At 39.4% G+C, this 26,377-nt stretch carries 28 protein-coding genes and 2 pseudogenes; 23 read left to right on the forward strand and 7 right to left on the reverse strand.

The genetic code is table 11. From position 1 onward, the window contains the following. Nucleotides 1-313 precede the first annotated feature (313 nt). From MKP09_RS24070 to MKP09_RS28780, 4 genes are all read left to right on the forward strand, one after another. The gene (locus tag MKP09_RS24070; RefSeq protein WP_240833169.1) at nt 314-952 is read left to right on the forward strand and encodes a mechanosensitive ion channel family protein; all 639 of its coding nucleotides are present in this window, start codon (nt 314-316) and stop codon (nt 950-952) included. Nucleotides 953-1,005: 53 nt separating this feature from the next. After that, nucleotides 1,006-1,647, forward strand: a complete 642-nt coding sequence (locus MKP09_RS24075; protein WP_240833171.1) for a mechanosensitive ion channel — start codon at nt 1,006-1,008, stop codon at nt 1,645-1,647. Between the two features lie 357 nt (nt 1,648-2,004). Continuing rightward, nucleotides 2,005-2,988, forward strand: coding sequence for a GTP-binding protein (locus MKP09_RS28775; RefSeq protein ID WP_317235425.1), 984 nt, complete (start codon nt 2,005-2,007; stop codon nt 2,986-2,988). 4 nt (nt 2,989-2,992) lie between these two features. Beyond that, nucleotides 2,993-4,156: an elongation factor G gene (locus MKP09_RS28780; protein WP_317235426.1), complete on the forward strand. Its 1,164-nt coding sequence runs from the start codon at nt 2,993-2,995 to the stop codon at nt 4,154-4,156. A 200-nt stretch (nt 4,157-4,356) separates the two neighbouring features. Here the strand turns inward: MKP09_RS28780 and MKP09_RS24085 are convergent, their stop codons facing one another. Both MKP09_RS24085 and MKP09_RS24090 read right to left on the reverse strand, forming a co-directional pair. Continuing rightward, entirely contained in the window at nt 4,357-4,866 is a 510-nt protein-coding gene (locus MKP09_RS24085) for a hypothetical protein (RefSeq protein ID WP_240833173.1), read from the reverse strand. Further along, nucleotides 4,863-5,312 (reverse strand): 1-acyl-sn-glycerol-3-phosphate acyltransferase, encoded by a 450-nt coding sequence (locus MKP09_RS24090; protein WP_240833175.1) that lies wholly within the window; start codon nt 5,310-5,312, stop codon nt 4,863-4,865. The genes MKP09_RS24085 and MKP09_RS24090 overlap by 4 nt, the downstream gene beginning before the upstream one ends. A 279-nt stretch (nt 5,313-5,591) precedes the next feature. Here MKP09_RS24090 and MKP09_RS24095 point away from each other — a divergent pair, with 279 nt between their 5' ends. The 18 genes and pseudogenes from MKP09_RS24095 to MKP09_RS24165 all read left to right on the forward strand — a co-directional run bounded on the left by MKP09_RS24095 (nt 5,592) and on the right by MKP09_RS24165 (nt 22,430). Continuing rightward, complete coding sequence (locus tag MKP09_RS24095) at nt 5,592-6,605, forward strand: L-rhamnose/proton symporter RhaT (protein ID WP_240833177.1); 1,014 nt, start codon at nt 5,592-5,594, stop codon at nt 6,603-6,605. Nucleotides 6,606-6,899: 294 nt separating this feature from the next. Further along, nucleotides 6,900-7,454, forward strand: coding sequence for a class II aldolase/adducin family protein (locus tag MKP09_RS27060; RefSeq protein WP_262915603.1), 555 nt, complete (start codon nt 6,900-6,902; stop codon nt 7,452-7,454). After that, on the forward strand, nt 7,418-9,019 hold the full coding sequence (locus tag MKP09_RS24100; protein WP_317235427.1) for a bifunctional rhamnulose-1-phosphate aldolase/short-chain dehydrogenase: 1,602 nt from the start codon (nt 7,418-7,420) through the stop codon (nt 9,017-9,019). Before MKP09_RS27060 ends, MKP09_RS24100 begins: the two co-directional genes overlap by 37 nt. A 479-nt stretch (nt 9,020-9,498) precedes the next feature. After that, nucleotides 9,499-10,773 (forward strand): sugar isomerase, encoded by a 1,275-nt coding sequence (locus tag MKP09_RS24105; protein WP_240833179.1) that lies wholly within the window; start codon nt 9,499-9,501, stop codon nt 10,771-10,773. A gap of 137 nt (nt 10,774-10,910) precedes the next feature. Next, entirely contained in the window at nt 10,911-12,221 is a 1,311-nt protein-coding gene (locus MKP09_RS24110; RefSeq protein WP_240833181.1) for an FGGY-family carbohydrate kinase, read from the forward strand. 265 nt (nt 12,222-12,486) lie between these two features. Further along, nucleotides 12,487-13,041, forward strand: coding sequence for an amino acid kinase family protein (locus MKP09_RS27065; RefSeq protein WP_262915604.1), 555 nt, complete (start codon nt 12,487-12,489; stop codon nt 13,039-13,041). A gap of 44 nt (nt 13,042-13,085) precedes the next feature. After that, nucleotides 13,086-13,868: an aspartate kinase gene (locus MKP09_RS27070; RefSeq protein WP_317235486.1), complete on the forward strand. Its 783-nt coding sequence runs from the start codon at nt 13,086-13,088 to the stop codon at nt 13,866-13,868. Nucleotides 13,869-13,914: 46 nt separating this feature from the next. After that, a complete protein-coding gene (locus MKP09_RS24120; protein ID WP_240833183.1) occupies nt 13,915-14,385 on the forward strand; it encodes a hypothetical protein in 471 nt (156 codons plus the stop codon). 50 nt (nt 14,386-14,435) lie between these two features. Next, nucleotides 14,436-14,714, forward strand: coding sequence for a hypothetical protein (locus MKP09_RS27075; RefSeq protein WP_317235487.1), 279 nt, complete (start codon nt 14,436-14,438; stop codon nt 14,712-14,714). After that, nucleotides 14,711-14,929 (forward strand): hypothetical protein, encoded by a 219-nt coding sequence (locus tag MKP09_RS27080; RefSeq protein WP_262915605.1) that lies wholly within the window; start codon nt 14,711-14,713, stop codon nt 14,927-14,929. Before MKP09_RS27075 ends, MKP09_RS27080 begins: the two co-directional genes overlap by 4 nt. 150 nt (nt 14,930-15,079) lie before the next feature. Further along, a pseudogene (locus MKP09_RS24130) lies at nt 15,080-15,988 on the forward strand (homoserine kinase); the annotation flags it as partial. A gap of 132 nt (nt 15,989-16,120) precedes the next feature. After that, nucleotides 16,121-17,422, forward strand: coding sequence for a threonine synthase (gene thrC / locus MKP09_RS24135; protein ID WP_240833185.1), 1,302 nt, complete (start codon nt 16,121-16,123; stop codon nt 17,420-17,422). Between the two features lie 60 nt (nt 17,423-17,482). Further along, nucleotides 17,483-18,820 (forward strand): ligand-binding sensor domain-containing protein, encoded by a 1,338-nt coding sequence (locus MKP09_RS24140; protein ID WP_240833187.1) that lies wholly within the window; start codon nt 17,483-17,485, stop codon nt 18,818-18,820. A gap of 142 nt (nt 18,821-18,962) precedes the next feature. Further along, nucleotides 18,963-19,715: a triple tyrosine motif-containing protein gene (locus tag MKP09_RS24145; protein ID WP_240833189.1), complete on the forward strand. Its 753-nt coding sequence runs from the start codon at nt 18,963-18,965 to the stop codon at nt 19,713-19,715. Beyond that, nucleotides 19,715-20,212 carry a sensor histidine kinase gene (locus MKP09_RS24150; protein WP_240833191.1) on the forward strand — a complete coding sequence of 166 codons (498 nt, stop codon included), beginning with the start codon at nt 19,715-19,717 and terminating at the stop codon, nt 20,210-20,212. The genes MKP09_RS24145 and MKP09_RS24150 overlap by 1 nt, the downstream gene beginning before the upstream one ends. Then, the gene (locus tag MKP09_RS24155) at nt 20,205-21,134 is read left to right on the forward strand and encodes a response regulator transcription factor (RefSeq protein WP_240833193.1); all 930 of its coding nucleotides are present in this window, start codon (nt 20,205-20,207) and stop codon (nt 21,132-21,134) included. The genes MKP09_RS24150 and MKP09_RS24155 overlap by 8 nt, the downstream gene beginning before the upstream one ends. A 353-nt stretch (nt 21,135-21,487) precedes the next feature. Continuing rightward, entirely contained in the window at nt 21,488-21,790 is a 303-nt protein-coding gene (locus MKP09_RS24160) for a GntR family transcriptional regulator (protein WP_240833195.1), read from the forward strand. A gap of 106 nt (nt 21,791-21,896) precedes the next feature. Then, nucleotides 21,897-22,430, forward strand: a complete 534-nt coding sequence (locus tag MKP09_RS24165; protein WP_240833197.1) for a hypothetical protein — start codon at nt 21,897-21,899, stop codon at nt 22,428-22,430. Nucleotides 22,431-22,438: 8 nt separating this feature from the next. On the opposite strand, the gene MKP09_RS24170 is transcribed toward MKP09_RS24165, so the two are convergent. From MKP09_RS24170 to MKP09_RS24190, 5 genes and pseudogenes are all read right to left on the reverse strand, one after another. Next, nucleotides 22,439-22,834 (reverse strand): DoxX family protein, encoded by a 396-nt coding sequence (locus MKP09_RS24170; RefSeq protein WP_240833198.1) that lies wholly within the window; start codon nt 22,832-22,834, stop codon nt 22,439-22,441. A 268-nt stretch (nt 22,835-23,102) separates the two neighbouring features. Further along, nucleotides 23,103-23,618, reverse strand: a complete 516-nt coding sequence (locus tag MKP09_RS24175; RefSeq protein WP_240833200.1) for a hypothetical protein — start codon at nt 23,616-23,618, stop codon at nt 23,103-23,105. 160 nt (nt 23,619-23,778) lie between these two features. Continuing rightward, nucleotides 23,779-24,132 (reverse strand): hypothetical protein, encoded by a 354-nt coding sequence (locus MKP09_RS24180; RefSeq protein WP_240833202.1) that lies wholly within the window; start codon nt 24,130-24,132, stop codon nt 23,779-23,781. A 28-nt stretch (nt 24,133-24,160) separates the two neighbouring features. Beyond that, nucleotides 24,161-24,817 (reverse strand): annotated as a pseudogene (locus MKP09_RS24185) (NRDE family protein); the annotation flags it as partial. Between the two features lie 40 nt (nt 24,818-24,857). Next, the gene (locus MKP09_RS24190; RefSeq protein ID WP_240833204.1) at nt 24,858-25,349 is read right to left on the reverse strand and encodes a hypothetical protein; all 492 of its coding nucleotides are present in this window, start codon (nt 25,347-25,349) and stop codon (nt 24,858-24,860) included. Between the two features lie 305 nt (nt 25,350-25,654). On the opposite strand from MKP09_RS24190, the gene MKP09_RS24195 reads away from it, so the two are divergent. Next, nucleotides 25,655-26,350 (forward strand): succinate dehydrogenase cytochrome b subunit, encoded by a 696-nt coding sequence (locus tag MKP09_RS24195; RefSeq protein WP_240833206.1) that lies wholly within the window; start codon nt 25,655-25,657, stop codon nt 26,348-26,350. Nucleotides 26,351-26,377 lie beyond the last annotated feature (27 nt).

Raw genomic sequence — 26,377 nt, forward strand, 5'->3', positions numbered from 1 at the left:
CTCAGGGTGATAACAGACACGACAGATTTTACTTAACAAAACACTAGTTCTAAAAAATATTTTACTTCCTTGCATGTAATGCAACGGTAATCAACGTGTTGCAGATTTTCTTTGTGCTGCATTAATTTTTTCTATATTTGTATGGATCACAGATATAATTGACAACATAATGTCATTATTTCCTTTACGATAATTCTTGCTGACCTATTACGCATTTATCGTTTAACTAAGTAAGGCGCTAACGCTAACTACCGTCGTTTTCTTACTGCAGAGAAATTCTATTTTTTTAACTAAAACTAAAACCTAAAACACAATGGTAAAATTACTTTCACAAATTTTATTGCAACAACAAATAAACCCTAATGAAGAACAATCGAATGTAATATATGGAGCCTCCGAAACTCTAGCACAGCGGTTTGAAAGTGCTGGTCAATGGCTGGGTTTAACCGGGCATGCATTAAACATTGTAGGTGGGTTGCTATTGCTGATCTTGGGATATTTGGTAGCAAAGTTTGTTGGCGGACTTATAAAAAATGCGATCAGCAAATCGGGTATCGATAGTAAAACTAAAGGAAAAATATCCATATCGAAAATGGCAGGTAAGCTGGTATATTACCTGTTGATGATAATCGTATTGATGGCTACGTTAAGCTTAATGGGAGTAAGTGGAGATGTTTTGGCCCCGCTCAATCAAATGACGAGTAAGTTCTTTGGAGCCATTCCAAACATTTTGGCTGCGGGTATCATTGCTTATGTAGGTTATTTTCTTGCAAAAATCGTTGCTGAACTTATTGAAGCATCGGGCGATAAAATTCGCTCTTGTATGCCGCGACTTACTAAAATTAAAGACAACAACCAGTTTGACAATAGTTTGACGGAAGTAAACCAGGACCTAAAAGAAGTAAAAGCAGATGCGGCGCAGATTGACATTGTGCGCATTCTAAAAACGTAGCTTTTATTTTCATTTTCGTTCCCATCCTGATCATCGCCTTAGAGAAATTAAATATGCAGGTAATTACAAAACCTGCTACCAATATGCTCGATACTTTTATTAATGCTATACCAAGTATTGTGTATGCCATTATTATTCTGTTGGCTGCAGCAATCGGTGGTAAATTCTTAACAGGGCTGTTGCGCGAATTGCTAATAAGCCTTGGCGCAGATAAGCTAAGTGAAAAACTACAATTAAATAATGTGCTGGGCAGTATCAGCCTTGTAAAAGTGATCACCAACATTGCTTACTTTTTTATCATCTACATTGGTATTGTTGAAGCCTCCAAACAGTTAGGATTGATGGAGGTTGTAGATGTGTTGGATAACGTATTAGCAGTTGCCGGTAAAATTGTATTTGGGTTGTTGATTCTGGCGCTGGGCAATGTGGTGGCAAATTTTGTTACCGGCCTTTTCCTGAAAAACAAAAATGCCAATAAACTTACTTCTGCAATTATACGTGGCGCTATTATTATTATCTTTTTGGCAATGGGCTTACACGCCATGGGTATTGCCAACGATATTATTGAACTGGCATTTGGTTTAAGTTTGGGTGCTATTGCTGTGGCATTTGCTTTGTCTTTTGGATTAGGCGGGCGCGAAGCAGCAGGACAAGAAGTGAAAGAGTTCTTTTCTAAACTTAAAAATAAAGAGTAAGAAACGGCGGATCTTTATTAAGCCGTCAATGAATATGTAGCATCGGTATTGCTACGCTCCGTTTTTTTGTGGTGCAAATGGCATCCTATATAAACGGGGCAAAGACTTCGCAGGTTTTAAATCCTGCGAAGTCTTTTATGTTAGCGCAACAGTCCAGGCATGCACCACAAAACAAAAGTGCGACGCAATTTCGCCGATAGAAGTACTGTCGCCGGTTACAAAAAAATCAAATTACTAATTCTGCTTATTTCCTTACCTTTGCAGCCTTAAATTAAGGGCTTCATGCGCTTGGTATTCAAGTTGTTGACAATCAGTAATTTAAGGATTTAAAAGTTTATAATTCAACTAAGAATAATCATGGCAGATTTAAAATTTCAAAGAAACTTTGGTATTGCCGCCCACATTGATGCCGGTAAAACCACCACAACCGAACGTATTTTACGATACACCGGTATGATTCACCGTATCGGTGAGGTACATGATGGCGCTGCTACCACCGACTGGATGGAGCAGGAAAAAGAGCGCGGTATTACCATTACCTCTGCTGCAGTAAGCTGTAAATGGCAGTTCCCTACCGATAAAGGAAAAGCTGTTACAGGAACTACTAAAGAATATTCTTTTAACATTATTGATACTCCGGGTCACGTGGATTTTACCGTTGAGGTAGAGCGTTCTATGCGTGTTTTGGATGGTTTGATCGCCTTGTTTTCTGCGGTTGATGGTGTGGAGCCTCAATCTGAAACAGTTTGGCGCCAGGCTAACCGTTACAGAGTTCCACGTATCGGGTTCGTAAATAAAATGGATCGCCAGGGTGCAGATTTTTTGAACGTTGTAAAACAAGTTCGTGAAATGCTGGGCTCTAAAGCGGTGCCATTGCAGTTACCAATTGGTGCTGAAGATGATTTTAAAGGTGTGGTGGATCTGATCAAAATGAAAGGGATCATCTGGCACATGGAAACTGAAGGAATGACTTTTGATGAAATTGATATTCCTGCCGACATGGTTGAAGAAGCGAATGAATGGAGAGCACAATTAGTTGAAGCGGTGGCTGAATATGACGATCAGTTGATGGAGAAATTCTTCGACGATCCAAACACCATTTCTGAAGATGAAATTCATGCAGCCATTCGTAAGGCAACAATCGATTTAAGCATTGTGCCAATGATGTGTGGTTCTTCCTTCAAAAATAAAGGTGTACAAACCGCACTTGATGGAGTTTGTCGCTACCTGCCTTCTCCGGTTGACGTAGAAGCAATTGAAGGAACGGATCCTGAAGATCCTGAAAAGAAATTAGTTCGTAAGCCCGATGCAAAAGAACCATTTTGCTGCATTGGCTTTTAAAATTATGACGGATCCATTCGTGGGTCGTCTGGCCTTCTTCCGTTGTTATAGCGGCCATTTAGATGCAGGTTCATATGTATTGAATGTGCGTAGCGGTAAGAAAGAGCGTATCAGCCGTATCATGAAAATGTTCGCAAACAAACAAAACCCTGTTGATTTTATTGAAGCGGGTGATATTGGTGCAGCGGTAGGATTTAAAGAAATCAAAACCGGTGATACTCTTTGCGATGAAAACCATCCGATCACTTTAGAGAACATGTTCATTCCAGAGCCTGTAATCTCTGTAGCGGTTGAGCCTAAAACTCAGGCTGACGTTGATAAAATGGGTATGGCTATTGCGAAGCTGGTTGAAGAAGATCCTACACTTCGTGTAAAAACAGATGAAGATACTGGCCAGACTATCTTAAGCGGTATGGGTGAGCTTCATTTGGAGATCATCATCGATCGTATGCGTCGTGAGTTTAAAGTAGAAGTAAACCAGGGTGCACCTCAGGTAGCTTACAAAGAAGCGTTCAACACAACTGTGGAGCATCGCGAAACTTTGAAAAAGCAAACCGGTGGTCGTGGTAAATTTGCCGACATCCAGTTTAGCATTGGCCCTGTAGACGAAGAGTGGCAAAAAGAAAATCCCGATAAACATTATCAGTTTGTAAACGATCTTTTTGGTGGTTCTATTCCTCGTGAATTTGTACCAGCTATCCAAAAAGGTTTTGAGTCAGCAATGACAAGCGGCGTATTAGCAAGCTATCCGGTAGATAATATGAAGATTCGCGTATTCGACGGAAGTTTCCACGCTGTGGATTCTGATGCTATGTCTTTCGAGCTTTGCGCTAAGCAAGGTTTCCGTGAAGCCGGTAGAAAAGCAAAACCAGTTTTGTTAGAACCCATTATGAAAGTTGAAGTATTAACTCCCGAGCAATACATGGGAGATGTAACGGGTGACTTAAACCGTCGTCGTGGATTAATGGAAGGTATGGATACCCGTGCAGGCGTTCAGGTTATTAAAGCTAAAGTTCCGTTGAGCGAAATGTTTGGTTATGTAACTCAATTGCGTTCTTTAAGCTCTGGCCGTGCTTCCAGCACCATGGAGTTCTCTCACTATGCTTCTGCACCTACCAACATCGCGGAAGAAGTGATTGCAAAAGCAAAAGGTAAAGTAACTGCTTAATTAGCGAGTAGGGAATAGTGAATGGTGAATAAGTAGTTTCAGATAAATTGTAAGACCCCGGTATTTTGCCGGGGTTTTTTTGTGTATTAGTCAGCAGTCAATATATGGGATCGGTGTTGCCACGCTCGCTTGTACAGTAGAATATATTCAGCCAACATAAGCCAGCCACAACAGTTTTTCCGTATCTCGTATATTAAACACTACCCTTTCCTCACACCATACTTCACATAACTAAACGCAAGTAAAGGCATAACGATCAAGGTCAGTAGTCCCCATCCCGCGCCAGTGCTGTATGCTACAATGGTAATTGCAGCCAGGTAAAAAGGATAAGTCAATAATAACAAACCAAACATAATCGAAGTAAAATGATCGGTTTTGCCAAAAAGTAGCGTTACAATACATTTGATTGTCCAATACAATGGCGCGTGAAGTAAGGCTCCTGCCAAAGCAAAAGGAGCAAGAATTATTTTTTGTAGTAATGAGCTTTTGCCAAATTTTTGTTTAAGCAATTTTTTGTCTAGAGGTTTCACTTCATAAACCAACGGCTGTAATTGGGTTTTCAGCTTTTCGTTAAACAGCGTATAGTTAATGCCATCGGCATTATTTAAATCGAACACATCGGCGTTAATAAAATCTCCAAAATGAAGATGGATTTTATTCCCAAACTTATAGAAAGAACTATAGTTAATTCCGGCGGGCAATACTTTCACAGGTATGCCAGTGTTCCATGCCTGAAACGCAAGCCTTGCTGTACCCTTTTTAACGAACGCAAGTGCCACTCGTTCACACAAAGCCCTTCGCTAAATATCAATACAGCCTCTTCTTTTTTAAACAACTCAATGCACTCGTCAAACGTTTTATAATTAATATTCAGATTTTCTGCGCCTTCCCTTACGCGGTACACCGGTAGCATTTTTAGCGCTCGCAATACTCTAAATATATATTTGTTTTTGAACGCATCGCCTCTTGCCAAAGAGGTTATGGGAATCTCAAACAATACATCAAAAATCATCGCATCAAGAAACGAGTTGGGATGATTAGCGGCAATAAGTAAAGGGCCCTTTGTATTCAACAAATATTTTTTGTCAACATAAATAGAATGGCAAAAAAGATGAATAGCCGCACGCACATATATTTTAAGTAACCGGTAAAGCAAAGTCAAATATGTTAAGGAAGCAATATAGAGAAATGAACAGAAATGTTTCTATTTTCTTAATTTTTGTAAAAATTACAATAAATCATGACAGTACATGACAGTTAGCGGTTTTTGTTGAATTATTTTCGACTTCTAAAGATTTGCTTACTATATAGAAAATTTACAATTCATGAACGCTTTACTTGGAGTTATTTTTCATTTTATTGGAGGTTTTGCTTCGGGAAGCTTCTATATCCCCTATAAAAAGTAAAAGGCTGGGCCTGGGAATCTTACTGGCTTGTGGGCGGTTTGTTTTCGTGGCTCATTGTTCCGCCAATTGCGGCATGGCTTACCATTCCCAATTTTACTGAAATCATTAGCCAGGCTGGTGGTTCTACGCTTGGTTTTGCGTTTCTGTTTGGATTGCTTTGGGGTATTGGCGGCTTAACTTATGGGTTGGGCGTTCGTTATTTGGGCGTATCATTAGGCAGCAGTATTATCCTTGGTTTGTCTATGGTTTTTGGAGCCTTAATGCCTGCTATTTATTATCAGTTTACACCAGCAGATGGAAAAGATACGATCGGGTTATTAACGGGAACCAGTTGGGGGCAAACGGTTTTAGCGGGGTTATTGGTTTGTATTATTGGTATTGTTATGTGCGGCAAGGCCGGCGTGATGAAAGAAAAGGAGCTGAAAGGCAGTGCGCTCGCCAACTCAGATCCACATGCAGTTGGTAACGCTGACACAGAAGCACATCTTTCGGGGAAGGATGAATACAAATTTGGATTGGGTATCGCCGTAGCCATCGTTTCTGGTATATTGAGTGCCTGTTTCAACTTTGGAATAGAGGCAGCCAAGCCAATGGCAAACGTTGCTAACGAACTTTGGAAAGCCGCTAATCCTAATCAGGGCGAGTTCTTATTTCAGAACAATGTTTCTTATATCATTATTTTATGGGGCGGACTCACCACCAATCTCATTTGGTGTTTAATCCTAAATGCACGTAACAAAACTTTTAAGGATTATACAAATAATAAAACACCCATTCTCTCTAATATTATTTTCTGTGCATTGGCAGGAACAACCTGGTTTTTGCAATTCTTCTTTTATGGTATGGGAGAAAGCAAAATGGGTAACGGCCCCAGTTCGTGGATATTACACATGGCTTTTATTATTTTAATAGCAAATGTGTGGGGATTAATATTAAAAGAATGGAAAGGCGTAAGTAAAAAAACGATGTTTACTGTTATCGCAGGTATCGTCGTTATTTTATTATCGGTTTTATTAGTTGGCTTGGGTAATTCATTAAAATAACTTCTCCCTCTCCTTTAGGAGAGGATAGGGGTGAGGTTTTATGAATCCGGCTGAAGTACAGATGGCATCGGTATTTCCGCCAGCTGGCGGATCGGTTTATCGTCCCGATTATGTGGCATCACATTCGTGGCAGTTTATCCTGAGCCTGCCCGGATGATCGGTCGGGCTTGTCGAAGGATCGCACTCTTGTACTGTAGAATATGAATCAATAATATAAAAGAGATATTTAAAAACTCAGGATCTCACTCCCCTCTCCTATAGGAGAGGGTTGGGGGTGAGGTCAAAACAAGAATTATGGCAACAGACACTAAAACTTTCAAACATGTAAGTTATTTATGGGACGAGGCAAAAGCTGCTGAACTCGCGGGAGATGAAGTAGCATTGCTGATCTATCGTTCTAACTTGTTGGGTGCAGATCTTCGCCTTACCAACTATGGTGGTGGCAATACATCCTGCAAGGCAATGGCTAAAGACCCTTTAACTGGTGAAGAAACAGAGATTATGTGGGTTAAAGGTAGCGGCGGAGATTTGGGTACACTTACCAAAAACGGGCTTGCAGCGTTATATGTAGATAAACTGCGCAGCCTCAAAAATGTATATCGCGGACTGGAGTATGAAGATGAAATGGTTGAATTATTTAATCATTGTATTTACGACCTAAACTCCAAAGCGCCTTCGATCGATACACCTTTGCATGGGTTTCTGCCTTTTAAACATATAGACCATTTACATCCAGATGCAGCGATTGCAATTGCGGCAGCAAAAGACGGAAAAAAATCACAGAAGAATTATTTGGTGGTACCATTGGTTGGGTGCCTTGGCAAAAACCGGGTTTTGAGTTGGGTTTAATGCTCAAAAAGTGTTTGGACGAAAATCCTGGTATCCGCGGCATTATGTTAGGCTCACATGGTTTATTTACCTGGGGCGATACCGCTTATGAAAGTTACATCAACACACTTGAAGTAATCGAAAAATGTGCGGAATATATTGAACAAAATTTGGGTAAGAAAGGGCCGGTTTTTGGTGGCGAAAAAATACAGTCCGTAGCTAAAGAAGAGCGCTTGAAAAAAGCATCTGAACTGGCTCCTGTACTTCGCGGCTTCTGTTCTTCAAAAGTTAAGATGATTGGTCACTTTACAGATGATGATCGTGTGTTGCAATACATTAATTCTAACGACCTGGAAAGATTAGCCCCGTTGGGAACTTCTTGCCCCGATCACTTTCTTCGTACCAAGATCAGCCCATTGGTTTTAAATCTTTCAACTGAAGAAAACCTGGAAGATGTGGCTGCAATTAAAGAGAAGATCGCTCCATTGTTTGATGACTATCGCAACATGTATGAGCAGTATTACAATACCTGTAAACATCCGAACAGCCCAGCCATCCGCGACGCGAATCCGGTAATTATTATTTATCCGGGTGTAGGAATGTTTGCTTTCGCAAAAGATAAGCAAACAGCACGTGTTGCTGCTGAGTTTTATACCAATGCCATTAACGTAATGCGTGGCGCGGAAGCTATTTCTGAATATACGTCTCTCCCAAGGCAGGAAGCTTTCAATATTGAATACTGGTTATTGGAAGAGGCAAAGCTGCAACGCATGCCGAAGCCTAAACCTTTAAGCGGACGTGTGGCGCTGATCACCGGTAGCGGTGGCGGTATTGGTAAAGCTATTGCTAAGAAATTTGCACAGGAAGGTGCATGCGTTATCATCAACGATATCAATGAAGAGCGCATCAATGCTACAACCGAAGAGTTTCAAAAAGCATTTGGTAAAGATTCTACCGCTTCGGTGGTATTAAATGTAACAGATCCGGTTTCAATTGCTACCGCGATGGAAAGTACAGCGCTTGCATTTGGTGGTGTTGATATTATTATAAACAATGCTGGCATCAGTATATCAAAAAGTATTACGGAACATTCTATTGAAGAGTGGGACAGGCTTTATGATATTTTGGTTAAGGGCCAGTTTATGGTTTCAAAAGAAGCGGTAAAGATCATGCGCAAGCAAAACATTGGCGGTGATATTATCAATATTGTTTCTAAAAACTCTATTGTAGCCGGGCCTAACAATGCGGGTTATGGTTCTGCAAAAGCAGCGCAGGCGCATCTTTCAAGGTTATTGTCAGCAGAATTAGGGGGAGATAAAATACGTGTGAATACGGTAAATCCAGATGCGGTGATTTCTGATTCGAATATCTGGGCTGGCGGCTGGGCCGAAGGTCGTGCCAAAGCTTACGGTATCACCGTGGAAGAATTACCGGCTTATTATGCTAAGCGTACATTAATGAACGAAATTATTTTACCTGATGATATAGCTAATGCCTGCTTTGTATTTGTAAGCGGCTTGCTTAATAAATCAACTGGTAATATATTGAATGTAGATGGTGGAGTGGCGCAGGCTTTTGTGCGATAGAGTTCTATAAGGCCTTCGAGGTTTTAAAAACCTGGAAGGTCTTAGTTTAGGTTATTGTGAGTAATGTTTCAACACCTATCAAGAGTTTTATCTCCTGCTCCCCTCTCCGCCGGAGAGGGGCTGGGGAGAGGCCGAGTCTTCATATAGCAAAGCAACAAGGGTTGGTGATTTTCCAGTCTGCCGACCCGTTTTTTTAATTATTAAGGAAATCGCCTGGAGGCGATAACATAGTAATTCGAGGCGAAGACGCCTCGAATAGCCAATGCACCTCGCCTTACCAAAGGCTTGGATGTTATATGACGCGTGCGAAGCAGGGGTTGTGAAGCCCCAAGGGCTTCAATATTAATGGCCGCCAATCAAATTGGCGGATAAAAGATGAGATTTGTATTGAAGCTGAATGGAGCGTCGCAATTTCGATGAGATATATGCTACAGCTGGTTCAATAAAAATATTAATAAAATTGTATTAAATTTTGATCTATGATTTTAAATAAAGCGCAGATAGATGCACATAACGAAAAACGCTTAGCGCAACATAAAAGAGCTTTTGATTTTGTATCTGGCGAATTGCCTGATGCGGAGGCTATTATCAGGAAGCTGGTAGATTTTCAAGTAGCCATTCCTTCATGGGCTTTGGGAAGCGGAGGTACAAGATTTGGTCGTTTTAGCGGCGGCGGTGAGCCGTCAACGTTAGAAGAAAAAATAGAAGATATTGGTTTGCTGCATCAGCTGAACCGTAGCAGCGGTGCGGTTTCCTTGCATATTCCATGGGACATTCCAAAAGACGCCCAGGCTATTAAAAACCTTGCTACAGACTTCGATTTGAAGTTTGATGCTATGAACTCTAACACGTTTCAGGATCAGAAAGATCAAAAGCTGAGTTATAAGTTTGGCTCTATGCAGCATGTTGATAAAGCGGTGCGCCAACAAGCTATTGATCATAATATCGAAGTGATTAAATACGGCGAGGAGTTAGGTTCTAACTCATTAACGGTTTGGCTATCTGATGGATCCTGCTTTCCGGGGCAGTTGAATTTTAGAAATGCTTTTAATAACACTTTAGAAAGCTTGCAAGCCGTGTATGCTGCTTTACCAGAAGATTGGAAAGTGTTTGTAGAGTACAAAGCTTTCGAACCTAATTTCTATTCAACAACGGTTGGCGATTGGGGGCAATCACTTTTATACGCAAGTAAGCTTGGAGATAAAGCTTATACTTTGGTTGACCTGGGCCATCATTTGCCCAATGCAAACATTGAGCAAATTGTAGCATTATTGCTGAACGAAAAGAAACTGGGTGGTTTCCATTTTAATGACAGTAAATATGGCGACGATGACTTGACAGTTGGCAGCATAAAACCGTATCAATTGTTTTTGATATTTAAAGAACTTGTGGAAGGGATGGATGCACGTGGAATGAATCATGCAACAGATTTAGGTTGGATGATCGATGCCAGCCACAATGTAAAAGATCCGCTTGAAGATTTATTGCAAAGTGTGGAAGCCATCATGCTTGCCTATGCCCAGGCTTTATTGGTAGATAGCAAAGTACTGAGCGATGCTCAACTTAATAATGACGTGGCAGGCGCACAAGAAATTTTACAAAGCGCTTATCGTACAGATTTGCGTTCCTTAGTGGCAGAAGCAAGATTAAGATCTGGCGCGGCTTTGCAGCCACTGCAATTGTTCAGGGAAGAAAAAATAAGACAGCAACTGATCGGTAAAAGAGGAACTAACAGCATAGCAACCGGGTTGTAAAATTTAGCTGATCGTCATTGCGAACGAAACGAAGTGGAGTTGAGCAATCTCCTGTAGAGTAACAGATTCCTCCACTCGTTTTGCTTGAGGCAAAACTTCGGTCGGAACGACGACAAAATCATAAATCATAAATAGCTTTGATTCCTGTAATTGCGATATTCGATATTGGAAAGACCAATAAAAAATTTTTCCTTTTTAACGAAGATTATAAAATTGTTGAAGAGTTATCCGTGTATTTTGAGGAAATAGAAGATGAGGACGGATTTGCCTGTGAAGATATCAGAGCTTTGCGGAGATGGGTTCTTGACACATTGAGTCAGTATATACATAGCAATACTTACGATATAAAAGCGGTTAACTTTTCGGCTTATGGAGCCAGTTTTGTGCATTTAGATGCTCATGATAACTTGGTGGCACCTTTGTATAATTATTTAAAACCTTATCCTGTTGCTGTAGAAGAAAAATTTTATTCGGCGTATGGCACTAAGGAAGATATTGCGTTACGCACGGCCTCTCCAGCATTGGGAAACCTTAATTCAGGATTGCAGCTTTATTCATTAAAGTATCATAAGCCGCGCCTTTTTGAGAGAACGGCTCAATCAGTTCATTTCCCGCAATATTTAAGTTCATTAATTAGTGGACAGAAATATTCGGATATTACCAGTATTGGTTGCCATACTGCGTTATGGGATTTTTCAAAAAGCAATTATCACGATTGGGTGATGAAGGAAGACATTGATAAGAAATTACCACCTATTTTTTCTTCAGCAAAATCATTGGACATAAACTATAATGGCAAGCAGTTGAAATGTGGCATTGGCTTGCATGATAGCTCGGCAGCTTTCATTCCATATATTCAAAATATAGCAGAGCCGTTTTTATTAATATCCACAGGAACCTGGTGCATTAGCATGAATGCTTTTAACGATTCACCACTTACCAGAGATGAATTGGAAAAAGATTGTCTTTGCTATATGACCTATGAAGGAGGCACTGTAAAATCATCGCGTTTGTTCGCTGGCTATGCTCACGAGCAAATCATTAAAAAGCTGTCACAGCATTTTATCGAGGTTCCTAATTATTTTGAAAAGATCGCATACGATAAAACTTTGCTGAAAGAAGAACCAGAGTTGAGAGAGTTGACTGATTTTGACGTAACCAATTATCATAGCTACGAAGAAGCATATACCAATTTTATTAAGCAGGTAATCATTGCGCAAAAACGGTCTACGGATCTGGTATATAATAACGTAAAGATAATTTTTGTAGATGGAGGTTTTGCAAAAAATGAAACCTATATGCAATTACTGGCTGAAGCGTACCCGAAAGCGGAAGTGTATGCGGCATCGGTGTCTCAAGCCACAGCAATAGGTGCGGCGATGGCTATTCATAAGGACTGGAATCATCTTGAGCTGCCGGATAATATTATTAGTACAAGGAGATATTAGTCCAGAATGGGTTTGACAAGAATTGGCGTCAATGAAATTGCCGAAATAAGAAATCAAAAAATATTTGTTAGTATTTCATTCCTGTCTTATCTTGTGCAGGTTCATGTTTAACAACAGTACACATACAAATTCATCCTTCGTTGTAGTTTCCACTACAACCACAACTATTATCACAACCCGTTAAGGGTTGTAATCTGTCATATCACCACCTTGGGCCTTAGGCCGTTTTCACAAACATTTTTGTTCATTATAATATAAATAAACCATGAAGGTTTTGAAATTTGGCGGCACTTCGGTAGCCAATGCAGAGAATGTCAATAAAGTTATCGCTATTGTTAAAAATGAAGTTGTCAAAGAAAAAACAGTAGTAGTTGTGTCTGCATTAGGAGGTGTAACAGATATGCTTTTGCTGGCTGCAAGTGAGGCGGCAAGAGGGAATGAGGACTATAAGCAGATCATTTCAGAAATTGAAAAGAGACATTTTGATGTTGTGAAAAGCCTTATTCCTGTGGCGCATCAAAGCCAGTTGCTAAGCCTTGTCAAAACATCTATAAACGAAATCGAAGATATATGCAATGGCATCTTTTTGCTTAGCGAAATCACACCGCGCACAAAAGATAGGCTGGCAAGTTATGGCGAGTGGATTTCATCGCAGATCATTTCAGAAAAATTAAGATTTGAAGGTGTGGATGCGCAATGGAAAGATGCCCGTGAATTAATTAAAACAAATAGCAACTATACGCAGGCCCAGGTTGATTTCGATTTAACAAAAGCCAATATCATCAATTACTTTGATGCTGCTCCGCAACAACTTTTTTAATTCCCGGTTTTATTGCAAGCAGCCAAGAAGGCGTTACTACAACCATTGGGCGTGGTGGCTCTGATTATACGGCCGCCATTATTGCTGCAGCAATCAATGCATCGGCCTTGGAGATATGGACTGATGTTAGCGGCATGATGACTGCTGATCCACGTCTGACAGCGAACGCTAAAGTGATTGAAAAAATTTCTTATGGTGAAGCCATGGAGCTTTCACATTTTGGTGCTAAAGTGATTTATCCGCCTACACTTCAGCCCGTAATGAACAGAAATATTCCTGTCTGGATTAAAAATACTTTCGCGCCTAGTGATGAAGGAACACTGGTTGTTAATAATGAACAATCAGAAGGAAATGGCAATATTATACGTGGTATTTCAAGTATCAATAATTTAGCACTGTTAAGTTTAGAAGGCAGCGGAATGGTAGGTATTCCGGGTTTTTCAAAAAGATTGTTTGAAGCATTAAGCAATGAACAAATCAATGTTATACTCATTACACAAAGCTCTTCAGAGCATTCCATTTGTGTAGCAGTAGATGAGGCCAAAGCTGAAGATGCGAAACATGCAATTGACGCGGCTTTTGCGGGAGAGTTAGCGCTTCAGAAAGTTGAGCCGCTTAAAGTAGAAACTGGTCTTTCAATTGTCGCGTTAGTTGGTGAGCAAATGAAAAGTCATCCAGGTGTGAGCGGGCGCATGTTTAGTGCATTGGGCAGAAACGGAATTAATGTTCGTGCGATTGCGCAGGGTTCTTCGGAAAAAATATCAGCGCAGTCATTTCAACAGACGATGTTCGCAAGGCTATTAACGTATTGCATGAAGACTTTTTGAAACTACTTTTAAACAGGTACACTTATTTATAACCGGTGTTGGTAATGTGGGAGCCAAATTATTGCAGCAAATTGAAAAACAGGTTGCGTCTTTACAACATCATCATAAAATAAAAATAAATGTAGTTGGAATTAGCAATAGCCGCAATATGCTTTTTAATGAAAAAGGCATCGAGTTGCAAAATTGGAAGCAATTATTAGAAAATGGTGAAAAAGCTTCTTTATCATTATTTGTTGATAATGTGGTTGAGAAAAATATGCGTAATTCAATCTTTGTAGATATTACAGCAAATGCAGATGTAGCTTCGGTTTACGAAAGATTGTTGCAAAAAAGTATATCAGTTGTGGCTTGCAACAAAATCGCGGCTTCATCAGATTATGAGCATTACAAACTGCTTAAAAACCTGGCGCGTGAGTTCAATTGCAAGTTTTTGTTCGAAACCAATGTAGGTGCAGGCTTGCCGGTAATCGGTACTTTAAATGATTTAGTGCATAGCGGCGACGAAGTAAAAAAATAGAAGCAGTATTAAGCGGGACACTCAACTTTGTATTTAATAATTATGATGGTATCAGGCCTTTTTCTGATGTTGTTCGGCAGGCTCAGGAGGAAGGTTATACCGAACCCGATCCGCGTTTGGATTTAAGCGGAACAGACGTAATGAGAAAGATATTGATTCTGGCAAGAGAAGCAGGCTACGAAATGCAGATGGGTGATATAACCAATAATACATTTTTACCAGATGAATGTATGCAAGGTAGTGTTGAAGAATTTTATCAGTGCATGGTTCGTCATGAAGCACATTTTAAAAAATTGCTGGACGAAGCAAACGCAAAAAATGCAAATTGAAATTTGTAGCTACATTTAACGAAGGGAAAGCATCAGTGGGATTACAGCACATTAATCCTGAAAATGATCTATACCATTTATACGGTAAGGACAATGTGGTTTTGTTTTATACTTTGCGCTATCCAGAACAGCCTTTGGTTGTTAAAGGAGCTGGTGCAGGAGCGGATGTAACAGCAAGCGGAGTATTTGCAGATATTGTAAGAGCGGCAATATAATGCCAAGCCCACCCAACCCTCCCAAAGGGAGGGCTTTTGGAAACCCTAAAGAACAAATTGTATGAATCAAGAAAATAAACCCAATAATTTAAACGACCCAACTCCCCTTCCCTTTGGGAAGGGGTTGGGGATGGGCTCGTACGTCTCAAATCTCCCGGAACGGTAGCCAACCTGGTTTGTGGCTTTGACATACTGGGGCTTGCTTTGAAAGAGCCTTACGACATCATGGAGTTTGAGTTGATTGATGAACCTGGTGTTGTAATTCAAAACAGAGATCAGTTCAATCTTCCAACCGATCCGGAAAAGAACGTAGCTGGTGTAGTATTATTGGCTGCTTTGGAAAAAGCAGGAATCAATAAGGGAATTAAAGTTACTATTGAAAAGCGCATCAAACCCGGCAGTGGACTGGGTTCCAGCGCAGCAAGTGCGGCGGGTGCAGCGGTTGGTGCGAATAAATTATTAGGCAATATTTTTTCTACCGAAGATTTAGTGCAACTAGCAATGATTGGTGAAAAGTTGGCAACAGGTGTGAAGCATGCTGACAATATTACACCCTGCATACTTGGTGGCATTACATTAATTCGTTCTATACATCCGCTGGATATTGTACCTCTTGCAAGCCCTGATCTGTTTGTAACAGTTGTGCATCCGCAAATTGAAGTGCGTACAGCAGATGCGCGGCAAATATTACGCAAGCAGGTTTATTTAAAAGACGCTATTAAACAATGGGGTAATATCGCCGGACTGGTTGCAGGCTTTATGAATAACGATCGCGGGTTGATAAGTCGCTCGCTGGAAGATGTAATTATAGAGCCGGTGCGTAGCATTTTAATTCCTGCTTTTGATGAAGTAAAACTTCGTTGTAAAGAAGCTGGTGCAATGGGTGGCGGTATTTCAGGTTCCGGTCCATCTATATTTATGTTGAGTGAAAACGAAGATACAGCAAGGACTGTAGGTGATATTATGAAAAACATTTATGATGAAATTGGAATAGAAAATTATGTTTACGTAACTACGATTAATAAAAATGGGGTGGAAGAAACGGCGAGTAGGGAATAGTGAGTAGCAAGTAGGTAACGGAAGGTAGGTCAACGCCTACTCATCACTCACTACTCCCTACTCGCTAACCATTCAACCATCTTAAACAAACTTCAACCACATCCAACCACATTAAACCTTCCCCACCATCTAATGAATTATTATAGCCTTAATAAACAGTCTCCAGTTGTATCTTTTAAAGAAGCTACTATTTTAGGACAAGCGCCTGATAAGGGATTGTACTATCCCGAAAAATTACCTGTTGTTGAAAAATCATTGATTGCGGATATTGAATCTTTATCAGATATTGATATAGCATTTCAGGTAATGAAACCTTATGTTGATGGATCCCTTAATGATGAGGAGCTTTATAACATTGTAAACGAAACAATCAGTTTCCCAATTCCGCTTGAACCTATTACTGATAATATTTTTTCGTTAGAACTTTTTCATGGCCCAACGCTTGCTTTTAAAGATGTTGGAGCAAGGTTTATGAGCCGCTGTCTGGGACATTTTTTAAAAAATGAAGATCGTGAAGTAACAGTGTTGGTGGCTACTTCAGGAGATACTGGTGGTGCTGTCGCTAATGGATTTTATGGAGTAGACAATGTAAATGTAGTAATACTTTATCCCAAAGGTCGCGTAAGTACGGTGCAGGAAAAACAATTAACTACACTTGGAAAAAATATTACAGCGCTTGAAGTGGAAGGCAACTTTGATGACTGTCAGCGAATGGTAAAGCAGGCTTTTGCAGATAAAGACATCAACGATAAAAAATTCTTAACCTCTGCAAATTCTATTAATGTAGCACGTTGGTTGCCGCAGCAGATTTATTATTTCTTAGCTTACAAACAATGGAAACAAAAAAGTATTAACCCTGTTGTTTGTGTACCCAGCGGAAATTTTGGAAATATATGCGCAGGAATTTTAGCAAAAGTCACAGGCTTGCCACTTGGGCATTTTATTGCAGCTTGCAACGTAAATGATATTGTATCGCACTATTTACAAACGGAGGAACTGAAACCTAAAGAAGCTGTAGCTACGTTATCCAATGCAATGGACGTAGGCAATCCGAGTAATTTTGTAAGGATCATCGAACTCTTTCAACAGCAGTTTCCAAATCTAAAACAAAACTTATCGGCTCAAACCATAACCGATCAGCAAACGATCGATACTATTAAAAGTGTGTATGATAAACATGGATATACCTTGGATCCACACGGCGCAGTAGCTTATCTTGCTTTGGAAAATCATTTACAGGAAAATACTGCTGATAAAGGTTTTATATTGGAAACCGCACACCCGGTAAAATTTCCAGATGCTGTGGAAGCCGCGACAGGTAAAAATGTAGCAATTCCGTCAACGCTGGATGCGATGATGAAAGTCAAGAAAGAATCGGTGGTTATTAAACCATTATTTGACGAACTCAAATCGTTTTTGCTGAGCAGACTATAAATACTAACTATACAAACTTTTAATGGTTTATATTCGTAACTGAACAGAATCAGTTTGTCAATGGCTGCTTTTTTGAGAATATCCATCTTATTATTTGGCGTATTTGTTTTTAAAGCGCTTAACGGGCAACAGGTTAGTTTCGAATATATAACTGCTAAAAATGGCTTGCCACAAAGTACCATAAGAGGCATTGTAAAAGACAAGTACGGATTTATGTGGTTTGGCACCTGGAATGGGCTTTGTCGTTATGATGGCTATTCATTTAAAATATACCGGACCATTCCTGGCGATACATCTTCTTTAGCCAGCAACCGTATTCACTATTTATATAAAGATCAAAAAGGAGACATTTGGATATCAGTTTTCAATGAGACGGTTTGTCGTTACAATTATAATACTGATAATTTTACCCGATTTAAATTAACCGATCTACCCGCTCCTTTTAGAGATTCTGTAAGCCGAATGAGAGACCTGGTGGTGTTTGAAAACTCAAAAGATTTTTTGCGAAAACTGATCGGCCCATTCCACCTTTCATTTACTAAAGAGCATATTGTGTTTGAAACACCTGTTGGTGTATATGGTGGTTTGAATGATAATAATGTTAATTGTATTTATCGTGATGACGCTGATATCTTATGGGTAGGAACTGGTTCTGGAGGAATTAATAAAGCTGATCTTAATGCAAGCAGGTTTCAGAGTACAAAGGTGAATGCTCCAGGACAGCCTGACTTGATCAGGGCTGTAAGGTCGATGTGGGTTGATAGCAAAGGTATATGGTTGGGTACTGAAGATGATGGCTTAGTTTTTCTTGATTTTAAAAGTAAAACAACCCATTACGTATTGACGCAATTAAAAGGAGAAAATATTAAAGCGCTTCTCAAAGATAAAAACGGCAATATTTGGATCGGAAAAAGATCAGGACTTGATAAGTATGATCCTGTAACGAAAATATTGACCACTTATTTTGATGCGGGTAAAGAGACTGAATATAGCCGTTTTTACGCCATAGCGGAAGATCCTTTGACGGGTGAATTGTGGTTCTCGTATTATAACGGAGTGCTTAAATATGACCCCCATGTGAAAACTTTTGAGAAACAGCCGTTTGGTTTCTACACCCGATCGGGAGCGGGATGTCTTTTCTTTGATTCTAAAAATAATCTATGGATAGGCACAGAATATGCCGGGTTGGTTCAGCTAAAACGCAAATCTCAAAGCAGTGCCTGGAGTGATACTATTATGTATACAAGTGTAGCGTCCGATACAAGATCGCCGGATGAACGTGTGTATTCAGTAACAGAAGATTCGGATGGTTCTATTTGGTTGGAGCAGCAAACGGGCTTAGCAGGATTGATCCGCAAACCAGAAGCATCAAAAGTTATACTATTAAAACTGGGTTAGTAGATCAATATATTACCCGCGTAGCGGCACAACACCGGGATATATCTGGTTTGCGCATAAAAATGGAATATCCAAATTTAATATCAAAAGTGAGCAGGTTCAAAATTATACGGTAAAGAAACCTGGCCAGGATTACGAGTTCATGGATGGCTCAGGATTCTTCGAGCAGGCGTCTGGGCAAATGTATTTCGGAACCACGCAAGGATTTGTTCATTTCAACCCGAATGAAATCGTTGATAACCCGTTTTTGCCAAACCCAACTTTTACTGCTCTTCAGGTTCTGAATAAAACCGTACGTGTAGGAGATACTATAAATGGGCGAATAATTCTTTCTACACCACTACATATGGCAAAGACAATTACCTTAACACACGAGGATAAAAGCTTTTCCATTGAATTTACTGCGCTTCACTATTCTAATCCTGCAAGAAATCAATATGCTTATATGCTGGATGGCCAGGACAAAGAATGGATTTATACAGATGCTACGCGCCGTGTTGCCAGTTACTCCAACTTGCCCGATGGCAAGTATATTTTAAAGGTTAAAGCATCCAATAGCGACGGTGTTTGGAATTTGAAACCCGCTATTCTTGAAATTATAGTGTTGCCTCCATGGTGGAAAACATGGTGGGCTTATACCATTTACACTTTATTCTTTTTGATGGCTGTTTTTGCATTGTTTCGAATCATTCAGATAAGACAGCAATATCATCGTGAAATATTAACAGAGCGCCTTAAAGCTGAGAAGGCGCAGGAACTGGATCAATTAAAATCCAGCTTCTTCACTAATGTTTCACATGAGTTTCGTACACCGTTAACACTTATTATTGATCCACTAAGATCGTTACTTGAAAAAATACAGCAACCGAAAAGGATCGTTCTCACTACAACGTGATGTATCGTAATGCTCAACGGTTACTTACGCTTATCAACCAGTTTCTCGACTTTCGAAAACTGGAATCTGGTAAAATGCAATTGAAACCAGTTCGGCAGGATTTAGTCGCTTTTCTAAAAAACACTTCAGCAGCATTCGATTTTAAAGCAGCAGAAAAAAATATTGAATTCTTAGTATCGGCCACACCGCAAAAGATAATTATGGGTTTTGATGCTGATATTGTTGGCAAAGTGCTTTACAACCTTCTATCAAATGCTTTTAAGTTTACGCCTCCAGGAGGAACGATTCGCGTAATTATTCGGGCAGAGAGTGAAGCGCCTGACAATGTGATGATATCTGTATCTGACACCGGAATTGGTATTGAAGTTGAAAATCTTGAGAAGGTTTTTCACCCTTTTTATCAGGTGGAAACTGATGAACAACATTCTGGAACGGGAGTGGGGCTTGCCCTTACAAAGGAACTCGTTGAACTGCATCAGGGATCTATCCATGCATGAGAGCAAATCTGGTATTGGTGCTGATTTTATTGTTACAATCATGAATATTGAAACCAATAATGTCGGTATAGAAAGTCCACAACAAAACATGATGAATGAGGACTATTTACAAAATAAGTTTTTGTATTTGCCTAAAATAGAAGAATCAACAGAAAGACTCACATTATTATTAGTTGAAGACAATGATGATATAAGAAATTATGTAAGCTCAAATTTATCGGAGCCTTATTCTGTTATAGAAGCAACCAATGGAACGGAAGGTTTTGAAAAGGCAATATCTGCGATACCAGATCTGATCATTAGCGATATTATGATGCCTGGCATGAATGGCTTGGAACTCTGTAAAAAATTAAAAACAGATCAAAACACCAGCCATATACCTGTTGTTTTGCTAACGGCGCGTAAGTCTGATCAATATGAAGCAGAAGGATATGAGACAGGAGCTGATGCGTATATTGCAAAGCCATTTAGCATGCCGTTGCTACAGGTTCGTATTCGTAATCTTATTGAAAGCCGGACAAAACTTCGGGAGTTATTTGGACAGTCGCCGGAGTCTTACACAAACCCCGTTGGGCTTAATGCCGCCGATAAATCCTTTCTTACCAGAGCGGTAGCATTGATAGAAGAAAACATGGCTGATGCAGAGGTGAATGTGGAATGGCTGGCTAATCAATTGTTCATGAGCCGCACTCAACTATATCGAAAAATCAAAGCTATTAGTAACCAATCGGTACATGAATTTGTTACGGACATCCGGCTAAGCAAAGCTGCCCGTTTATTACTCGAAGGCGGACATTCGGTTACCGAAATAGCATTTATGGTAGGTTATGCTGATGCAACTAGTTTTGGCCGCATGTTTCAAAAGCGGTATGGCACTACACCCAAGAAATACAGTCAGCAGGATAATACCAGTAATTCGTAATCCAGGAATTGGTGCATTCATTATTGCCTGTACAAATATGCTACTGCTTAAAGGAGCAAACCACATCAATTGGACTGAAAATCAACCAGAAAGTCAAATGAATTGTATCAAAAAGCTGATTTTTTGGTACGATATGAATGCTCTTATCTCGATTCTGTAAGTAGTTTCGGGTAAGGGTATAAAGAGCGATTGCATATTTTAACACTCCTATTTGCGGGTTTCTGTTACCGCGCTTCCCAATCCCTGAATTAAGCAAGTTTTAAATCTATAGGTGGTGTTATATGAAATGAGCCAACGTTTTGCATACCCCAAAGCTCCGCCAACTGACTATTAAAATCATAAAAAAGAACCGGATGAAAGCAATTTTTAAAAATGGAAGAATGGTCTTTGATTGTAATCTGAATGTTGATATAAATCCGTCTTCCGAACAATTTTTGTATTTACAGGTTAAGAATGTTCTAAAACAGGCTATTTTAAATGGCGAATTTGAGAAAGGAGGAAAGCTTCCTTCTGCGAGAGATATTGGTAAAGGCAATACTATTTCTCTTGCAACAGCTGAAAGAGCCTACCGGGACCTGCGAAGAGAAGGTATTATTGTTAGAAGAAAGGGGGATGGATATTTTGTATCCGAATCTCTGGATAGTATGCGAAGCTGAAGATTGCTAAAAAAAAGTTAATTGCTTTTCAGTAATAGTTGATTTTTCGACCTAGACAAGCGTTGCTCTTTGCTAATAAAGCAAATAAATTTACCTTGCCGCGGAGATGCACGATTTAGAACCCTACTATAACTGGCAGCACATTTATGTGAGTGAAGAAGATGAGCGTTCTCCATTTTTTGGAGCGGAACATTCACAGTTTGAATATACAGATACTGTCTACAATTACTATATCCATCCGCAATGGGATTATTTTGGAAGTAAAACGCTTTACTTAAAAGTGCTGATGGCGGATTATGACGAAAAGTACGCTATTATTGAAATGATAGGGGAGTGGAATGACGCGGTAGAAAACGATATTATGACATTCAAGCGGGATGTGCTGGAAGCTTTTATGCAGGAAGATATTTGTAAGTTTATTTTAATTGCGGAAAATGTACTTAATTTTCACAGTAGTGATAAAGAATACTATGAAGAATTACATGAAGAACTTTCTGATGAAGACGGATGGATCGTATGCCTGAATATGCCTGAACAAACCCAGTATGAATTTAAGCAGGCAAAACTCAACCAATTTATTGAGTTAATGGAACTGGACAATTGGAGGATTTACAAGCCTTATCATTTATTTAAAAAATAGATGGTCAACTATCGGCCCGACTTGGCTTTTCGGAAGGGTAATAGTATTTGTTTCCGGTGAATAATAACTAACACGAGGCATGCAACAAATACACCAATTGCCATATAAAACAATTCGCCACCGTCACCCAAAACCTCAATACCTAAAGTTGTAAGGTGAAAGTAAATAGCTCCGGCCATAGTACCCAATCCCAATAAAGCACCATAACCCGATGTGCGTGGTATTAGGATTAATATGCCGGCAATTAGTTCAACAATCCCGGTAGCAATTCTTCCGTAAGGCTCCATGCCAATCGTTTCAAAAATATACAAGGTTTCTTCAGTGGCTCGGAATTTATGCATGATAACGGTATTGATCAGAATAAATGCTACTGCAATACGTAAAAGCCAAATAAATATTTTCATTCGTTTATAATTTATAGTTTGCCGCTGGGCTGCAATTATTTTTGCCGGATGGAATGCCCGATAAGTATATCCTTGAACTTTTTTAATAAAACACATAGATACATAGCATTTGCTTCGTTTGAGGATATTTAGCATCCGCCTTAGGCGGACATAGCCTTCGGGAAAAGAGCGATTATGTGTATTTATGTCTCCTATTTATCATAAAACCTATGTATCTAAAATGGTGAGAAATTTACGCGGGTGTTTCATCCGTTTTATTTTATGGTTTTTAAATACGTCTTGTATTTTTTCTTAGAATAAAATATTCTCTAATACTCATGTAAGGAACGTTTTGATGCCTGTTTAAATAAGTTGCCACTTTGCACAACCCACTCCAGTGTTTCAAAATAATTTTCCAAACGGAAATTAAAGAAAGATTAGGATCGAAAATATGGGTAGGATCAGCGCCACTACCGTTTAACTCTACTATTGCAAAGTTTTTCCCTTTAGTGAAATCTTCCCAATTGTCAAACTTGATGTCAAGCCTTCCATAATAAAATCCGGGAATGGCACAACAAACTTCATTTATTGTTTGCTCCAGTTCCGGCGAGTTTTTAAATGTATAATCATAAAACTTAGCGCCTCTTGCATGATTGCCATAACTAAGCAGGTTCACTCGCTCTCCTTTTGACGGAATATGATCAAGTAATTCACGCGAAAGCTTTTCGATGCTTTCTTTTTGCATAGCATAACGTAAATCGTTAAATGCAAGATGTCTTACCGAATCTTTCCCATTGCCAATCACATGTGGCAGTTCTTTATAAACGATGCCGCTTATAAAACCTTTTGACTGGTTGGGTATTCTGATAAAAAAACACCAGCTTCATTCTCAAACGGAATTAACGATTGTGCAAGATAGGGCGTCGTTGCAGAAGCGTGATAGGCTTGCATTTCAACGATTGTATTTATTTTTTTACACCCGTTCCTTTCTCTCCAATATCCGGTTTGGCAAATAAAGGAAGACCAATATTTCCTTTTTGTAAAATATTTAATACCTCGTGAACGTCTGTGTTGCCTGGTGTAATTAAAACTGTCTTGGGTGTAAATGCAGGCGGTAATGTTTCATGTATTTTGCTCTTGCGTTCTAAAAAGATCCCGCTATATTCTATGCCGGGATTAGCCGCAGAAAGAAATAATAAGGAGCGTGCTTTAATGCTGTAGTAGATCCATGCAGGAAACAGGGGAAAGTAAATCAGGAACGAAGGCCAGTATTCCTTGTTTAGTATTTTATGTAGAAAGATTTTTGAACTATTACTCATAAATGATATTCCCCTGACAGATACTTACTTAAAAAGGTACAATCGTTTCGCTGTGTTTAATTAAATCGAAATAATGTAGCTCACGTGTCGAACCATTGATTGCAATATGGCTGATGCTTACAGTTTGCATTTTCGTTTCCGTCCGGTACATGTTAATATCAATATCACGATTACCTACCCCACCGTTGGTATGAAAATCGAGAATATGTTTTGTATCTGATAATTTATTTTGTTTTTGCCGCTGATCAAACCATGCTGCGCGTTGTTGAATATGTTCTGGTTGGTAAAGCGTGCTGGATGACCAGATATGGTTTTCATTCTCGTCTTTAACAACAATAGTTTTATGTGAACCATCCCACCTAAGCTGGTAAAGTTTTCCATTTGAATTCAGAAGTAGCAAGGTAAAGGGTTCAATGTTCATAAGATCGATTGTTTCGAACTCATCCTCAACCCGTAATGTTGTGTTGAGCAGATCCAACATTATAAGTCCGCGACTTCGACGATAAGGCGTTTGCCTTATATGTGCTTTTTCCGCTCCGTTTAATAAAATGCCAATTTTTCCATTTTCGTGAACGCCCAACCAGGAACCTCCTGCATGTCCGTCTTTTGGGAAAAGGATGTTACCGTTGGCGAATGGATACCACTGAGGTGGTTTTGCCGGTGCCCGGTTTAAAGATTCATCTCTGTTGGAAGTAAAAAAATATGATCGCCGTCTTTAATATATGTTACTGTGCACATGTCTGCTTATGAGTAATAGTACTTGGGGCAACCCCGAAGGTTTCATCTTCAATAATAATGTCCAAAGAGCGAAGCCCAGTTTTGATCAATGCCATGTGATGAATGGAATGTTCTATCTGATATAACAATTCCCTTTGGTAATTAGATTGTACACGCATATTGTGACAAACAACTTCCAAAGATTCTTCAAAGTTAGTGTTACTTATTTTTTGACATATCATTGAAATTTGTTCTGAAGCAAAAGCAGGATCTGTTTCAATCTTCACATCACGATCTCTCGCATCATAGTCAACAGGCGCCTGTAATTCAACTGCTTTTAAAAGGCATAAATACATTTCGATGATATGCCTTGCGTGCATGCCAATGCTGGCGTCGTACATTATTGGTATATGCCGGGTATAGAGGCCATCGCCTAATTCTTGTATAGTGGTTTGTAGCTTGCTTAACTGTTCAATGACAGATTTTGATAGGTCTTCCAAATTGTTACTTATTCTCATCAATAATAAAATTAAAAGGTTCCCCTGGTAAACTAAAGTAAATATATTTCAATTTTGCTGTGTACGATAGTAATATATTCATATTAGGATTTACGGGAATGAATATTTTTCGGATGAATAGTTCTATTTTTTTAACGATTTAGAAAGATTGGGCAAAAACGGGGCCGGATGCAATCGTTTGCGTGAATTTGTAACTATGGTTTTGCTTATTGCGTCATTTTTTTGTCATAGAATTAATAATTCTGTGCTACTTTTGCCCCATTCACAATTTTAGAATAAGCTTATATATGAATTGGTCCCAATTTTTTACTTCGAGTGTTGGTAAGAAACTAACGATGGCGCTTTCCGGTATTTTTCTGATTTTATTCCTGATAGTACACGTAGGGTTAAATGCCTGTATCTGGGCAAATGATGGCGGAGTAATGTTTAATAAAGCAGCTCATTTCATGGGAGCTAACTGGGTGCCGCGCGTGCTGGAAATAGGACTGTTTGCCTTTTTCCTAATCCACATTATTCAAGGTTTGGTGCTCGAAATTCAAAACCGAAGCAAACGGAAAATCGGGTATGCCGTAAACCTGGGTAACAGAGGAAGTAAATGGTATAGCCGCTCAATGGGTATATTAGGATCTTTGATACTTATTTTTTTGGTAATTCACATTATTGATTTTTGGATTCCTTCCCGTTTTGGAGGTTTAACAGAGACGATAATTGACGGTAAGCCCTATCATAATTTGTATGCTGAAATGAAATATAAGTTTAGTGAATTTGAGTACCGCCACATTGTGATTGTTATTTATATTTTAGGGGTTGCATCATTGTTCTGGCATTTGGTGCACGGCTTTCAAAGCTCGTTTCGCACGTTGGGCCTTACCAATCATAAGTACATCAATATGATGATCGGTTTGGGATGGGCGTTTTCTTTAATTGTATGTTTAGGCTTTATTATGATGCCACTTAGCTTTTTATTTGGCTGGATTTCGTAACAAAAGTTGACAGTTGACGGATGTTCG

It is taken from the genome of Paraniabella ginsengisoli (genome assembly GCF_022513635.1).
Lineage (GTDB): Bacteria > Bacteroidota > Bacteroidia > Chitinophagales > Chitinophagaceae > Niabella > Niabella ginsengisoli.

Coding starts and splice junctions, on each gene's coding strand:
- MKP09_RS24070 (WP_240833169.1), top strand. CDS start 314: ATGGTAAAATTACTTTCACAAATTTTATTGCAACAACAAATAAACCCT.
- MKP09_RS24075 (WP_240833171.1), top strand. CDS start 1,006: ATGCAGGTAATTACAAAACCTGCTACCAATATGCTCGATACTTTTATT.
- MKP09_RS28775 (WP_317235425.1), top strand. CDS start 2,005: ATGGCAGATTTAAAATTTCAAAGAAACTTTGGTATTGCCGCCCACATT.
- MKP09_RS28780 (WP_317235426.1), top strand. CDS start 2,993: ATGACGGATCCATTCGTGGGTCGTCTGGCCTTCTTCCGTTGTTATAGC.
- MKP09_RS27060 (WP_262915603.1), top strand. CDS start 6,900: ATGGCAACAGACACTAAAACTTTCAAACATGTAAGTTATTTATGGGAC.
- MKP09_RS24105 (WP_240833179.1), top strand. CDS start 9,499: ATGATTTTAAATAAAGCGCAGATAGATGCACATAACGAAAAACGCTTA.
- MKP09_RS27065 (WP_262915604.1), top strand. CDS start 12,487: ATGAAGGTTTTGAAATTTGGCGGCACTTCGGTAGCCAATGCAGAGAAT.
- thrC (WP_240833185.1), top strand. CDS start 16,121: ATGAATTATTATAGCCTTAATAAACAGTCTCCAGTTGTATCTTTTAAA.
- MKP09_RS24140 (WP_240833187.1), top strand. CDS start 17,483: ATGGCTGCTTTTTTGAGAATATCCATCTTATTATTTGGCGTATTTGTT.
- MKP09_RS24145 (WP_240833189.1), top strand. CDS start 18,963: ATGGATGGCTCAGGATTCTTCGAGCAGGCGTCTGGGCAAATGTATTTC.
- MKP09_RS24150 (WP_240833191.1), top strand. CDS start 19,715: ATGTATCGTAATGCTCAACGGTTACTTACGCTTATCAACCAGTTTCTC.
- MKP09_RS24155 (WP_240833193.1), top strand. CDS start 20,205: ATGCATGAGAGCAAATCTGGTATTGGTGCTGATTTTATTGTTACAATC.
- MKP09_RS24160 (WP_240833195.1), top strand. CDS start 21,488: ATGAAAGCAATTTTTAAAAATGGAAGAATGGTCTTTGATTGTAATCTG.
- MKP09_RS24165 (WP_240833197.1), top strand. CDS start 21,897: ATGCACGATTTAGAACCCTACTATAACTGGCAGCACATTTATGTGAGT.
- MKP09_RS24170 (WP_240833198.1), bottom strand. CDS start 22,834: ATGAAAATATTTATTTGGCTTTTACGTATTGCAGTAGCATTTATTCTG.
- MKP09_RS24180 (WP_240833202.1), bottom strand. CDS start 24,132: ATGAGTAATAGTTCAAAAATCTTTCTACATAAAATACTAAACAAGGAA.
- MKP09_RS24195 (WP_240833206.1), top strand. CDS start 25,655: ATGAATTGGTCCCAATTTTTTACTTCGAGTGTTGGTAAGAAACTAACG.